The organism is Belliella kenyensis (assembly GCF_022549675.1).
GTDB lineage: Bacteria > Bacteroidota > Bacteroidia > Cytophagales > Cyclobacteriaceae > Belliella > Belliella kenyensis.
The window spans coordinates 224,801-239,197 of sequence record NZ_JAKZGR010000006.1 but is presented as its reverse complement, the minus strand read 5'-3'; the positions used below and the strand labels follow the sequence as shown (position 1 = coordinate 239,197).

General features: G+C 36.4%; 10 protein-coding genes. 4 read left to right on the top strand and 6 right to left on the bottom strand.

What is annotated here, in order from left to right:
* Positions 1-100: 100 nt before the first annotated feature.
* From fbaA to MM214_RS08480, 3 genes are all read right to left on the bottom strand, one after another.
* On the bottom strand, positions 101-1,162 hold the full coding sequence (gene fbaA / locus MM214_RS08490; protein ID WP_241294329.1) for a class II fructose-bisphosphate aldolase: 1,062 nt from the start codon (positions 1,160-1,162) through the stop codon (positions 101-103).
* A 21-nt stretch (positions 1,163-1,183) separates the two neighbouring features.
* Positions 1,184-3,979 carry an alpha-amylase family glycosyl hydrolase gene (locus MM214_RS08485; protein ID WP_241294327.1) on the bottom strand — a complete coding sequence of 932 codons (2,796 nt, stop codon included), beginning with the start codon at positions 3,977-3,979 and terminating at the stop codon, positions 1,184-1,186.
* Positions 3,980-4,083: 104 nt separating this feature from the next.
* Entirely contained in the window at positions 4,084-5,133 is a 1,050-nt protein-coding gene (locus MM214_RS08480; protein WP_241294325.1) for a SusE domain-containing protein, read from the bottom strand.
* A 350-nt stretch (positions 5,134-5,483) separates the two neighbouring features.
* On the opposite strand from MM214_RS08480, the gene MM214_RS08475 reads away from it, so the two are divergent.
* From MM214_RS08475 to MM214_RS08465, 3 genes are all read left to right on the top strand, one after another.
* Positions 5,484-6,512 carry a LacI family DNA-binding transcriptional regulator gene (locus MM214_RS08475; RefSeq protein WP_241294323.1) on the top strand — a complete coding sequence of 343 codons (1,029 nt, stop codon included), beginning with the start codon at positions 5,484-5,486 and terminating at the stop codon, positions 6,510-6,512.
* A gap of 215 nt (positions 6,513-6,727) precedes the next feature.
* Positions 6,728-9,145, top strand: a complete 2,418-nt coding sequence (locus MM214_RS08470) for a glycoside hydrolase family 31 protein (protein ID WP_241294322.1) — start codon at positions 6,728-6,730, stop codon at positions 9,143-9,145.
* Positions 9,146-9,229: 84 nt separating this feature from the next.
* Positions 9,230-10,513 carry an MFS transporter gene (locus MM214_RS08465; RefSeq protein ID WP_241294321.1) on the top strand — a complete coding sequence of 428 codons (1,284 nt, stop codon included), beginning with the start codon at positions 9,230-9,232 and terminating at the stop codon, positions 10,511-10,513.
* A 164-nt stretch (positions 10,514-10,677) separates the two neighbouring features.
* Here the strand turns inward: MM214_RS08465 and MM214_RS08460 are convergent, their stop codons facing one another.
* Positions 10,678-11,637 carry a hypothetical protein gene (locus MM214_RS08460; protein ID WP_241294320.1) on the bottom strand — a complete coding sequence of 320 codons (960 nt, stop codon included), beginning with the start codon at positions 11,635-11,637 and terminating at the stop codon, positions 10,678-10,680.
* 252 nt (positions 11,638-11,889) lie between these two features.
* Here MM214_RS08460 and MM214_RS08455 point away from each other — a divergent pair, with 252 nt between their 5' ends.
* Complete coding sequence (locus MM214_RS08455; RefSeq protein WP_241294319.1) at positions 11,890-12,747, top strand: substrate-binding domain-containing protein; 858 nt, start codon at positions 11,890-11,892, stop codon at positions 12,745-12,747.
* A gap of 136 nt (positions 12,748-12,883) precedes the next feature.
* On the opposite strand, the gene surE is transcribed toward MM214_RS08455, so the two are convergent.
* A complete protein-coding gene (gene surE, locus MM214_RS08450; RefSeq protein WP_241294318.1) occupies positions 12,884-13,666 on the bottom strand; it encodes a 5'/3'-nucleotidase SurE in 783 nt (260 codons plus the stop codon).
* 5 nt (positions 13,667-13,671) lie between these two features.
* The gene (locus tag MM214_RS08445; protein WP_241294317.1) at positions 13,672-14,304 is read right to left on the bottom strand and encodes a hypothetical protein; all 633 of its coding nucleotides are present in this window, start codon (positions 14,302-14,304) and stop codon (positions 13,672-13,674) included.
* Positions 14,305-14,397: the final 93 nt, after the last annotated feature.

The following is a 14,397-nucleotide window of genomic DNA, read 5'->3' as shown; positions in this document are numbered from 1 at the left end:
TTAAAGCATTAATAAATCCAATTTTTTAACTATCAAAAAAACACTTTAAAAAAGAAAAGTCACCTCAAAGTGACTTTTCTTCTATTAAAGTAAAGAAAAATTAATTTCTATTTAATGCATTTAGCATGTCGAAGGCTACTTCTAATCTTTTTGTAAAGTTCTCCTCTCCTTTTCTCAACCATACACGCGGGTCATAGAACTTCTTATTTGGACTGTCCTCTCCGTTCGGATTACCTAATTGACTTTGAAGAAATCCCTCGTTTGATTTATAGAATTTCAAAATACCTTCCCAGAATGCCCACTGCATATCTGTATCGATATTCATTTTGATAGAACCATAGCTATTAGCTTCTCTGATCTCCTCTACAGATGATCCAGATCCTCCATGAAACACAAAGAAAAGTGGCTTTCCAGAGGTACCGTATTTCTGATTTATGAAATCTTGAGAATTTTTCAATATCTCAGGTCTCAATGATACGTTTCCAGGCTTGTACACACCATGAACATTTCCAAAAGCTGCTGCAATGGTAAACAAATCCCCCACTTGCTTCAAATTTTCATAAGCATAAGCCACTTCCTCGGGTTGCGTGTATAGTTTTGAGCTATCTACATCTGAGTTGTCTACACCATCTTCTTCACCTCCTGTTACACCTAACTCAATTTCTATTGCCATTTGAAGTTTATGAAATTCTTCGTAGTATTTTACGGAAGTTTCTATATTTTCTTCTAGAGGCTCCTCAGACAGATCTAGCATGTGTGAGCTATATAATGGTCTTTTGTAAGCTTCATAGTAAGCTTTTCCTTCGTCCAACATGCCGTCGATCCATGGTAAAAGCTTCTTGGCAGCGTGGTCAGTGTGAAGAATAACAGGGACACCATAAGCTTCGGCCATTTTGTGTACATGTAATGCTCCAGAGATAGCACCTGCAATGCTTGCTTGCTGCTTGTCATTTGCTAATCCTTTGCCTGCATAGAATTGTGCCCCTCCATTTGAAAATTGTATAATAACTGGAGAGTTTACTTTTTTTGCAGTTTCTAAAACACCGTTTATAGTACTCGTATTGATTACATTTACTGCTGGTAAAGCAAATTCGTTTTCTTTAGCATAAGACAATAGGTCTTTTAGCTCTTCACCATACTTAACTCCTGGTTTGAATTTCATCTTTTTGATTTAATGGTTTGTTTAATTTTTAATAAACCGTCTTCTAGAAACCTGACGGCCATTGTAAAGTTCAAAGATATAAATACCTGCCTTAAAATCTCTTATTTCAAGCTCTAAAATATTCGATAATGAATCATTCGTCCCTGAAACAAGCTCTCTACCAGTCATATCCACTACTCTATAATTGAAATCACCACCTTCTGTACCGGTTTGGATAAAAAGCCTATCATTGCTAGGGTTGGGATAAAGATTGAATTTAGTATTTTGTAATTCTTCAGGATTAATAGAGGTAATAATATCTTCTAGGATTTCACCCTCTGGCATTTCTAACTTTTTATTCGTGTACAATTGAAATTGATTTGGTCTCAAACTAGTATTAAAAACTCCAGAATTCACCGAAATTTCTTCGCCTGTAAAATAGTTATACCAAGTCCCATTACTAGGGAAGTTCATGGTCATGTTATTAGCAGCATTGGTACCGAAATTGCCATACAAAACTAATTGCATTTCGCTACCAATAGAAGTTATTGACTTCACAGATTCATTCAAGCTCAAATTCACTTCAATAGGTTCATTAAACAAATCATGTGATTGTTTCAATTCAATCATGGCTCTATAAAGGTTATAAAGTCGAGCTCTATGTGAATTATTTAGGTATTCCCACCTAGTGGGCTTTATTCCAAGTCGATCATTGTTTAGCTCTAAATCATACCCAAACTCTTCAAATTGCCAGATCATTTTAGGGCCAGGAATAGCAAAGAAAAAAGTGGCCATCAATTGATTTCTATTCACTGCATGATTAAGCTGTCTAAAGTCTATAGGTGACCTTCTTCCATGTGTAAGTGACTCCCACATAGTTCTCTCCTCATCATGGCTTTCCATGTAGCTCACTAAGTTATTTTGATTCCATCCTCTTGTTTGAAAATATCCCCAATCAAAATTCCTAGAATTTCCTTTAGCCATTTCTCTAAAGTCGTGATTTAAATTACCCCAAAACATTAGACCATAATTAGCGAGTTCTTGTTCTTCACTATTGTCAGCAAAATGCTCTAAAATCACATAAGCATCAGGAAAATCAGCTTTGATTTGATCATAAATATGTTTCCATATAGCGATCCTTGATTCATCTCTCTGACTCCAAAACCCTACATCATTCCCAGAATTAACTTGTGTAAATCCTTTGCTTAAGTCAAATCTATAGCCATCAAACTTATACTCTGATAACCAATAATGATTGACTGAATCTACAAATGCTTTTGTGTATGAACTTTCATGGTTGAAATCATATCCAACATTAAATGGGTGTTTAGCTTCTCTGTTGAACCATGGATTATCCAAAGTTGGAGCACCATAATCTCCATCATTATACAATCTTACCATGGGATTTTGACCAAAGGCATGATTCAATACCATGTCTAGTATAACAACAATATCTCGCTTGTGAGCCTCATCTATTAGTTGTTTTAGGTCATTTTTGGTGCCATAATACTTATCAGGAGCAAAGAAAAAAGTGGGATTATATCCCCATGAAAGATTTCCTTCAAATTCCTTAACAGGCATTAACTCTAAAGCATTGATACCAAGATCTTTAAGGTAATCTAGGCGGTCTATTACTGCTTGATAGGTTCTTCTATCATCAAAATCTCGAACTAAAAGTTCATAAACCACCAACTCCTCTGGCTTAGGCTTCTTGTATTCAGTATATTTCCAAAGGTAAGGATCTTGATTTGTTTGTAAGTAAGAAGCTTGAAAATTTGTCTTTCCATTAGGAAATGGTCTCAAATCCGGATATCTATTTTGATCTATGATCTCTTGATCATGAAATGGATCCGAAACCTTGTCAGCATAGGGATCACCAATCCTAAGATTTCCATCTACAAGGTATTGGAAGATATACTCTTTTTTGCTTTCTAAACCTGAAATTCTCAACCAAAATTTTTCTTTATCAGGAGTTTGGAACATTTGATAATCAGGGTGAATCTGCCAATCATTAAAATCCCCGATCACAAAAGCATTTTTTTTCAACGGAGCTTCTAGGACTAAAACAACCTCTGATTCGGATATGTAATTTATACCCTTTAATACTCCACTTGGTAATTGTGCTTGTGGACTTTGATCTACCACATTGATCAGCAGTTCCTTACTCACTTCTTGATTTTCAAGCTCAGCTTTTGCTGTGATCACAAATGAGCCAATATTATTTGCATTAAAAGTATAAGTCAATTGATCCGTCTGTAACTCTGATAAAACTATCTGTCCGTCTATTAATATACTTAAGTCCGCTATTTCAGAAGATCCAATACTAATCTCCTGATTTTCGCCTAATTCTAATAGCAATGAAGAAACATTAGGCTTAGTGATAAAAACATCAAACCCTTGGCTTAAATCAATAAAAAAATCGCCATTTGTTTCACTTTTTCCTTCTCTGCTACCATTTGCATTTCTAAAAACCATCCCTAGCCTGTAAATCGTTTGATTAGGACTAGTCTCAAATAATGTACTGGGATTTACTTCCCATTCCCAAATATTCTGCTCCCCTTCCACCCTCGTCATTCTTGCTTGAGGGTTAGAAGTTCCCCATTGAAAAGGCACTATGGCCCATGTTGTTGAGTTTTGACTTTCTATCACAGCTCCTATGTGAACATAAACCGCCTCAGCACCTATCAATCCTGTGGTACCCTTAGATGCATCATAGATGATTTTTATGTTCTGATCGGCTTTTGGGAAATTGGGCTGTGTGGTGATTTGAGCCATTATTTGACTTTGGAATGCAAACAATGCCAAGAAGACCAAAGTATTTGTAAATCTTAAAATCATTGAATTTTATAAATACAGTTTTGAAACATAGCAGAAAAGGAATCCTATAAAAAAATAAAAGTATCGGGTATGCCCGATACTTTTATTTTCTCTAGTCCATCAATTTAATTCTTTGTAAAAGAATACCTAATCTCCCATGGAGTCTTCATATCCAAAATGATGGTATAATTACCAGCCTCGGTGATATCTATATCTGAACCATCAAAAACGGCAATTCCAGCTTCAGAGCTTGCCCCATAGTTTTGTGCCCAAGTATTGTCTTCGGTTCTGAATTTAAACTTACCAACTACTAAATTAAGCGTAATTTTCAAAACGTTTTCATCCCTATCGAACAACATTGGAGTTTCAGTATTCCAACCACCAGGAGTAGCATCACCGATAATTCCCCATGTACCTACTTTTTCAAGCTCATATGTCAAATCATCCAAGTTTGCCTTTACTTTGTAAGTACCAAACCCAGCAGGAATACTTATATTTCCACCACCTGCTACCAATGAATTGGCGCTAGCACCAAGTCCATAGTCAGGAAATTCGTCCCACGCAGGACCTGTTATGAATTTAAACTCCCCAGTACCTGACAATACATGAACAAATCCTTCGTATACATCATTTGATTCCTCTGAGTAGATTATGGTATTATTGTTACCAGGATTCCATCCTTGATAATCACCTGGTATTCTAAGTGAAGGTAACTCAATTTGAGTAGGGTAAGGTGTAACCGAAATAGTGACCGCAGGTCCTACAACATTTGGTAAACCTTCTCTCGAGGGATCAGAAAGAACTCGAAATTCTAAGTTACCGGCTACCTCAGCATCAAGGCCTTTTGCAATTGCTCTTCTATTCAAATCACTCACTTTAACTTCTACGGTTGTCAAAGTATCAGTACCTACTGCAACAGGCGCTGCAAAATTATTTCCCACTGCATCAATTTGAATAGTATAGCTGACTTTCCCAGCCTCAACGCCAAAATTACCCGGGGCTACATTGAAAACGATGACTTCTTCTGCATTTTCACTTAACAATACCAAGCTGCTTGGTGGGCTTGCGATAGTTGCGCCTGTTTGCGTGATAACTTTAGGCTCATCAATGGTTTCACATGACCAAATCAAGGGCAATGCAAAAACAATAAATAATAATTTAGTAATAATTCTCATAAGTAGTTTGATTTTAGGTATAAATTGTCAAATTGATATATTATTTAATTGATATTTAAAATTCAGATAATACAAAGATTCTATTTTAGTGGGTAATTGATTTTTTTACAATCAGTTTTAACCATCAACTATATTATATAATCCTTCATTACTTAGCAAATATTTTTTTCTACAATCTTCTATAAATATTTATGCAATCGTCACCGCAAACGATTGCGATGTGGTTGATTTTACAAAAATAGTAACATGGGCATCACTTAATTTTAAAAATTATAATTGATATTTCTGAAACATAGCTTGCAAATATTCGATTTTAACTATCTTTAGAATATTAGAATAATATAATTTTCATGAAATTAGGGCAAGCCACAATTAAAGATATCGCAAAAGCACTCAATGTATCCACTTCCACGGTATCTAGAGCGCTAAAAGATTACCCAGGGATTAGCAATGAAACAAAAAAGAAAGTCAAAGACTTGGCTGAGCACCTCAACTATCGCCCCAATGCCGTAGCGCTCAGTCTGAGAAAAAGCAAATCAAATACCATTGGAGTGATTATCCCTGAGGTGGTACATTTCTTTTTTTCTACTGTGATCAGTGGAATTGAGGAAGTGGCCTTTGCCAACGGGTATAATGTAGTACTTTGTCAAACCAATGAGAGATTTTCTAGAGAGTTATCTAGTATAGAAACTATGCTTGATAATCAGATTGATGGCCTTCTCATAAGTTACTCGAAGGAGACCGAAGATTTCAATCACTTCAAAAAACTTCTAGATTTAAACTTTCCCATTGTCTTTTTTGATAGAGTACCGGAAATTCCAAATACTGTAAATGTCATAGTGAATGATTTTCAAGGTGCTTATGATGCGACTAAACACCTCATAGATCAAGGTTATAAGTATATCGCCCACCTAGCTGGCCCAAAAAACCTCACAATAAGTAAAAAAAGAATGGAAGGTTACCTAGCCGCTTTAACAGATCATAATCTATCAATTAATAATGACTGGATCTTTCATTGTCCTGAAGGAACAAAAGAGGAAAGCCTTGACATTATAAAATCGCTTTACCTTAAAGGAGGCATACTTCCTGATGGAATATTTGCCAGCAATGATATCGCTGCCGCTGGTGCTATGGTAGCATTAAAAGAACTTGGGTACCAAATTCCTTCAGATATTGGCATAGTAGGCTTCTCAAATTGGCAATTTTGTTCCATGATAGATCCTCCATTATCAACTATCGCGCAGCCAGGATTCAAAATGGGTGAAATAGCTACTACACTTCTATTGTCATGTATCTCGAACAAAAACAATTCTGATGCTAAAGGCGAAACAGTTGTTTTGGATACAGAATTGCTCATTCGACAATCCTCAGTCAAATAACATGTGAATTTTCTGATATTTTTTGGATTTTTTTATGCAAACGATTGAATAAGCCTTCATTTCTATTTCAATAGGGTTGTTCATTTATTCTAGTGATTTCAAAAGTGATCGATGCTCAATTGTATTTTTTTACTTTGAATATCATTTATATTTTTATGGACAAACAGTCTAGTAAACCAGCACCGACTGTTTATCAATTCTAGATAAAAAATAAAATGGAAAATTCTTCAAATCGATCTCAAAACGTACACATTGGGAACATAAGATCTATCGAATATGGAGTAAATGTAATTTCAGGAACCACTGATGTAGCAAATTTCAAAATCTCTGTTTTTTCTCCAGAGATCGTAAGAGTTCAAATAAATAGGCTAGATCGATTCTATCCTAATCCATATAGTGTAATCGTAGAAGAAGATAATGAGGTGAAAGTAACGCTGAAAAAGCTTGATCAACAAACCATCATCATCACTGAAAAGCTTGAAGTCCTAGTCAATCACTTCCCTTTTCACATAAAATATAAAGACAAATCTGGCCAGATTCTTAATGAAGATGACGAGGCATTTTCTGTTTCTTGGCTAGGAACAGAGGTTACCAATTACAAAAAATTACAAGCTCAGGAGAAGTTTATTGGCTTAGGAGAAAAGACTGGCAACTTAAATAGAGCTGGAGCTGCATATACCAATTGGAACACAGATTACTTTGCATATGGCGTAGGTGACGATCCTCTATACATGTCCATTCCCTTTTATATTGGGATATTAGAGAATCGGGCATATGGGATATTTTTTGATAATACTCATAAATCCATTTTCAATTTTGGCGCATCAAACAGGCGATTCATGTATTATGCAGCAGATGATGGGGATATGGATTATTATTTTATACATGATGAGACAGTCGAATCCATCATTTCATCTTATACATATCTCACAGGTAGAATGGAAATGCCTCCATTATGGACGCTTGGTTTCCAACAGTGTAGATATTCCTATTATCCCGAATCCGAAGTTTTGACGCTTGCAAATACCTTTAGGGATAAAAAAATGCCCGCAGATGTCATTTACTTGGATATTCATCATATGGAAAAATATAAGGTTTTCACCTTTGATGGAGAGAAGTTTCCTAATCCTGAGCAAATGATTCAAAAACTTAAAGCAAAGGGATTCAGGGTAGTAGTGATTATGGACCCAGGGATCAAAGTGGAGAAAGGATATGACCCATATGATGATGGAAAAGAAAAAGATCTTTTTGTGAAATTTCCTGATGGACAAGAATATGAAGGTCAGGTCTGGCCAGGATGGTGTACTTTTCCAGACTTCACTATGGAAAAAACAAGGAAATGGTGGGGAGAAAAAATGAAATTCTATAAAGATGCAGGAGTAGACGGGTATTGGACTGATATGAATGAGCCTGCTTCTTGGGGACAATTCACTCCGAATCTCATCAATTTTGACTATGAAGGTGAGCAAGTGAGCCATCGCAAAGCCAGAAACATTTATGGTATGCAAATGGCAAAAGCAGCTAAAGAAGGGGCTGAAATTCAAAATATTGAAGAAAGACCTTTTGTACTCACGAGATCTGGATTTTCTGGTGTACAGCGCTATGCAGCCGCTTGGACAGGAGACAATGTATCTAATGACGCTCACATGCTTGCAGGAATTAGATTAGTAAATAGCCTCGGTATCAGCGGAGTTTCCTTTGCTGGCTATGACATCGGGGGATTTGCAGGAGAAGCGAGCAAAGGTCTTTTTGCCAGATGGATAAGTATTGCTGCATTTGCTCCATTGTTTAGGGCACATTCTATGATTAATTCGAATGATGCAGAACCTTGGGCTTTTGGGGAGGAAGTGGAAGAAATAGCGCGTAATTACATGATGCTTAGGTATCAACTATTGCCAACCATCTATAGTGGCTTTTACAAAAGCTCTAAATTTGGCACGCCGATAGTCTCTAGTCTAGCGATATCCTATAGTTATGATGAGAAAATATATCAAGGCGCATATCAAAATCAATATTTGTTTTGTGACAGCTTTTTGATAGCCCCAGTCGATAGTCATACCCTTATTACCAAAGTATATCTACCTGAAGGAGATTGGTATTATTTATATGATGACCTTTTTTATAATGGTAAAAGTGAAGTATACATAGAAAGCCCTTTGAGTTACTTACCCGTATTTGTCAAATCTGGTGCAGTTTTCACAATGCAATCGTCCATACAGCATACAGGTGAAGCCAATGACGGAAAACTACACATACATTTGTACCATGGAAAGGGGCAATTTACCTATACCCATTATGAAGATGATGGGGTTTCAAAATCCCATTTAGATGGAAACTATCACATGAGGGAGATCATCTGGGACTCCACAATAAAAGTACTTAGCATCGGTTCATCCGAAGGTGAATTTCCATCAGCATATGATACCTTGGTTATACATCTCCATGGATTTTCTTCAAAGACAATTCAGCATAAAGGCCAGGATATTAAGTCAAGCCAAGGTGAATTTGCATTTTTGGATAAGCTTACAGAATTTGATCCATTACCAGACCATTTTCATCCTTATCACAAAATCAGCGATCTAAAAACATTTATGATCCCAAATCAGCAAGATTCATTTACAATTCAGTTTTAGATTACATTAAGCAATTAACATTTAACCCATAATATGCAATTAGAATACAATAAACCAAAGCTGAGCTTTTGGCAAATTTGGAACATGAGTTTCGGATTTCTAGGCATCCAATTTGGATTCGCCCTTCAAGGTGGTTTTATGTCTAGGATCTTCCAGACTCTGGGTGCTGAAAAAGATGCTATTCCTATGTTATGGATTGCGGCTCCTTTGACAGGACTTATTGTACAGCCCATAGTAGGGTACCTAAGTGATCGTACTTGGCATCCTATCTTGGGAAGAAGAAGACCATTTTTCTTCATAGGTGCTGTGCTTAGTACATTGGCATTATTTTTTGCTCCTTACTCCAGTGCGCTATGGATGGCAGTTGGGTCACTGTGGATTCTGGATGCCTCCATCAACATCAGCATGGAGCCGTTCAGGGCTTTGGTAGCAGACAAACTTCCTGATAGTCAAAGATCTTACGGATTTGTGATACAAACATTAATCATTGGTATAGGGACTTGGATAGCGAGTAATTTACCATGGTTTATGACTCAAATAGGAGTCCCAAACACGGCTGAGCCAGGAATCATCCCTGATTCTGTTAAGTTTGCTTTTGGTATAGGAGCTTTTGTATTGTTTTCTAGCATTTTGATCACCATTCTCACTACCAAGGAATATCCGCCCGAAAATCTAGCTGAATTCAAAGCAGAAAAAGAGAAAAATCAAGGCTTCTTCAATGGGTTTGTAGAAATTTTCAAAAATATCATAGGCATGCCCAAAGTGATGTTCCAACTGGGGCTTGTTCAATTCTTTTCTTGGTTTGCCTTTTTTACCATGTGGAGTTTTGCTACCCCTGCCATTACTGAGCATGTCTTTGGTGCCACAGATCCGACATCCTTAGCTTACAACAATGCCGCAGATAGTGTGGGAAACTATTTAGGTACCTATGGCCTGACCTCCATGTTTTTTGCGTTGACACTAGCTATGATTACCAGTAAAATTAAAATTAATAGAAAACTTGTCCACATGCTTAGTCTCATTGCTGGCGGAATTGGATTTATAAGTATTTATTATGTAGATCAAGCGTGGATGCTTCACATAAGCTTCTCTTTAGTAGGTATAGCTTGGGCAAGCATACTTTCAATGCCTTACGCCATGCTCTCCAGCTCAGTGGATCCTAAGAAAATGGGCGTTTTTATGGGAATTTTCAACATGTTCATCGTACTTCCTCAGATTCTTGCTGCCTTAGGAGGTATCAATTTCTTATACAAACTTTTATTTGGCGAAGATGTAGTATTTACGATGGTTTTGGCTGGCACATCTTTGTTCATAGCAGGTCTATGTACCTTATTGATTACTAACAAAGCTGTGACTCATGATGGGTAAAAAGTCAACTACAAATCTTTAAAAAAATTATTTACACCCTTTGTGAAGGTTGAAAATCAGCATTCGGTCTTTAAATTTTGATTGTATGATACGTTAATGGTATGCTTAATTATAAACACACTATTAACGTATCTATTTAAATAATAATTTCCAATACATAAGATTTAATCCTCTACTATTTCATCAATTTGATACATTCCTGTAGGACTAATCTCTATCCAAGCACCTTCAATTTCCTTGGTTTCAGAGGTACTTTTACTTTTAATGGTAAGCTTATAAGAAACTTTTCTTTTTCTCATTTCTATACTAGTCGAGAATACTGAGTTCCCAGCTGGCGCATCCAAAGTTGTAAGTTGATTTGACAAGTATGGTGCAGTAGCAGGTTCTTTACTGTAAATTCTTTGAACCCCTGAAAAATAAATATTTCCTTCATGTATCTCTGATGGTACTTCCACTTCTAAAGATTCACTTTCAAACCAAACAAAGGCATCAGGACTATCACTCTCAAAATACGAATTTATCAGAACATCTACCCCATTGAATGGAGAGACTTCAACTTGACGAGGTTCCAAAAAGTCAAAATAGTAGCGAAACAAATCATTTCTCATGTATAATGAATCCTCATCATTTTCGCCAAGATAAAACTCAATTTGCTCAAATTCATAACCTGCCGAAGCTTCTTGATCAACAAAAATCCTCCGATTTTGATTCTCATTTTGAAGTGTTACGATAAATCCAAAATGTTGACCAGAGGCATTTTCATTTAGCATAATTTCAAAGACACCAGGGGTTTCATGTCTTATTTCAAAGCCAACTTTTGATCCTGTAAAAACCACATAGCCAAGTCCATCTAAAGCTAACAGCCGGTTTTCTAACAAAATTTCATCATTTAAATCAAAAGCATCTCCAAAAAGCCTATGCATTCCATCTAAACTTTCGATACTCATGGTTTTCCAACCTTCAGCCCCTAAATCCACTACTTCTATCCCTCCTTCACCTACATATTCAAGGTGGACATCAGACACATCTTCTAATGATTCATCATCTGTAACACAAGCTGTAAGCATAAAAATAGTAATACAAATTACCTTAAGACTAAAAGGTATATAACGTAAATTTTTCATTTGAAAGAATTTTAGAGTTGGGAGGTATTGAAATGTAATTATACATAAAATTAAGATTAGTCAATAAATTCTATAGGTTTTTGATTATAATTAGACATAAAACTCATAATATTTAATATTTTTTCAATGTATTGTTAAATTTATTAAAGGTTCCTTTACCAGTGATTTCAATTCATTGGTTAAACTGGTTGGTATTGATCAATTCCATCAGTTTCATTTTAAAATTTTGCAGAATTTGACTTAGATTTACACATGCAAAAAATCAAAATCACTGGAGTTCCTGAGCATTTTAATTATCCTTGGATCAAAGTTATAGAAGAGCAGCCTTTTTTGGATGAAGGTTTTGAACTTGAATGGATAGAAGAGTCAAGAGGGTCAGGTGCGATGAACAAAGCATTGAGAGATGGTAGTACAGACCTAGCATTGGTGCTCACGGAGAGCTTTATCAAGGATCGAATAGAAGGAAACCCAAGTAAAATCATAGGGCTGCACATTGCATCTCCCCTTACATGGGGAGTCCATATTTCTGCAAAATCTCAAGAAGAATCACTTGAAGAACTGAGTCAAGCACCCTTTCTAATTAGCCGATATGGATCAGGGTCACACTTGATGGCTTTTTTACTGGCCAAACAGCAAGGATGGGATCAAAGTAAATTAAATTTTGAGGTTATTGACAACCTTGGAGGTGCTAAAAAGGCTTTTGAAAAAGAAGAAGCTAAAATGTTCCTTTGGGAAAAATATACAACCAAGCCACTTGTGGATGCCGGACTTTTCAAGAGAGTTGGTGAAATTCCCACACCATGGCCCTGTTTTGTAATTGTAGCTACTGAGCAAATCTTAGAAAAGCAACAACACCTGCTTATCAAGTTGAGGAATCACGTTTATGCTTATGCGGATGAGATGGTTAAAAACCCTAATTTTGCTTCACTTATCGCCCAAAATTACGGACTCCAAGAAGCCGATGTAGTCGCTTGGCTAAGTCAGACAAAATGGGCCACTAGCCCATCAATTGAAAAATCAGAACTTATACAGACTATGAAGATACTTTCAGATCTCAACCTTATTAGTGAACAGACAAGCTATGAGCATCTTGAAGCAGATTTATTGTAGGGTTTTGAAATTATGATAAACAATCTTTCAGTAAAAAAAATATTTCATAATTGAAATGAGGAAAAATTCATTTCGATACCCCAATTTTCAAATAGTATAAAACACAAGGACAAGCCTTTTGACTTGTCCTTGTGTTTTAGAATTTCTCCCAATCCCAATCCTCATTCATCAACTTGATGGCATGGTGAGCAGTTAAATCATACTGACAAGGAACAATGGATACAAAATTGTTGGCGATTGCCCATTCATCATTATCTTCTCCTTTATCAAAATTGACAAAATTACCTGCCATCCAGAAATATTTTCGTCCATTTGGATCGTACCTTTCTGAGAATTCTTCTTGCCATTTGGCATGGGCTTGACGGCAGATTTTTACACCTTTGATTGGTTCATTTCTTTTTGGGGGAAAGTTGACATTCAATGCCACTCCTTTGGACATCCCATGATCCAGCACTTGTCTGGCTATTTTATAGACATATTCTTCAACATGACTAAAATCTGCATTGGAAGAATAATCACAAAGACTAAAACCAATAGAAGGATATCCTTCCAGAGCACCTTCGATGGCAGCAGACATAGTACCTGAATACAGCACAGAAATAGAGGTATTGCTCCCGTGGTTGATGCCACTGACGATCAAGTCTACTTTTCTGTCTTTTAAAACGTAATGTTTGGCCAACTTAACACAATCTGCGGGAGTCCCACTCGACTTATAAGCAACAACATCGTCAAAAATATCTTCCTCATATAGTCTGAGTGTTTCACCGATGGTAATGGCATGCCCCATTCCTGACTGAGGACTATCTGGTGCGACTACCACCACGTCCCCTAATTTTTTCATTACATTTACTAGTACTCTTATTCCTTTTGAAGTGATTCCATCATCATTGGATACTAGAATCAAGGGTCTTTTTGACATAAAATTTATTTTATTTGATTGTAATAGGCGGTGATGCGGAGCAAGTCTCCTCGCTTGTCATGTGCTAGCCTGTTTTTTCTCATATACAATTTTACTTCATCTTCTCGGTCATCAAAAAAGTCCATCAAGTCCTTTTTCTTTTGAGAGTACTTCTGGATTTTACCATCCTTAAAAAAGAAAAAATTGAAGGCTAAGCGATGACCTCCCATCATGGGTCCGCCCCACATTGGATTCATCATCATAGGGCCATACATTCCCATACCTCTATTATCCGTGGCGATATATTCTCTACATAGCAACGCTATATCTTCTCCCTGAGTCAAAACCTCAAAGAAAACTGGTGTCTCATAATCCGTAGATTGAGCGTATGGTAAAGAATAAAATGTCCTGATACCTCCATAGACTTCGTCATAAATCTCAAATTGGGTGACATTTGAAGCTCCAAAAGTCTGTACACTTTCTCTTTGCAGCTGTACTACATTATTATCCAAATCATACATCAACAAACCAGAAATCGCCTGACCATCCGTAGTAGAAATTTTTCCCCTGTGCCATACTTGGGATGGAAATTTGTTTTGTGCATCTGCATAAATTGAAATCACAAAACTCAAAAAAAGAAGTATACATGCCTTTTTCATGATTGCTGCTATTTTGGTCTAACTTAAAGAATAACGAATTTCATTTGAATTTGGTTGAAATCCATGGTATAAAATTCAAAGGTAAATATGTGT

Excerpts from the sequence above, each read along its gene's own strand:
- fbaA (WP_241294329.1), bottom strand. The coding sequence starts at position 1,162 with ATGAAATTCAAACCAGGAGTTAAGTATGGTGAAGAGCTAAAAGACCTA.
- MM214_RS08485 (WP_241294327.1), bottom strand. The coding sequence starts at position 3,979 with ATGATTTTAAGATTTACAAATACTTTGGTCTTCTTGGCATTGTTTGCA.
- MM214_RS08480 (WP_241294325.1), bottom strand. The coding sequence starts at position 5,133 with ATGAGAATTATTACTAAATTATTATTTATTGTTTTTGCATTGCCCTTG.
- MM214_RS08475 (WP_241294323.1), top strand. The coding sequence starts at position 5,484 with ATGAAATTAGGGCAAGCCACAATTAAAGATATCGCAAAAGCACTCAAT.
- MM214_RS08470 (WP_241294322.1), top strand. The coding sequence starts at position 6,728 with ATGGAAAATTCTTCAAATCGATCTCAAAACGTACACATTGGGAACATA.
- MM214_RS08465 (WP_241294321.1), top strand. The coding sequence starts at position 9,230 with ATGAGTTTCGGATTTCTAGGCATCCAATTTGGATTCGCCCTTCAAGGT.
- MM214_RS08460 (WP_241294320.1), bottom strand. The coding sequence starts at position 11,637 with ATGAAAAATTTACGTTATATACCTTTTAGTCTTAAGGTAATTTGTATT.
- MM214_RS08455 (WP_241294319.1), top strand. The coding sequence starts at position 11,890 with ATGCAAAAAATCAAAATCACTGGAGTTCCTGAGCATTTTAATTATCCT.
- surE (WP_241294318.1), bottom strand. The coding sequence starts at position 13,666 with ATGTCAAAAAGACCCTTGATTCTAGTATCCAATGATGATGGAATCACT.
- MM214_RS08445 (WP_241294317.1), bottom strand. The coding sequence starts at position 14,304 with ATGAAAAAGGCATGTATACTTCTTTTTTTGAGTTTTGTGATTTCAATT.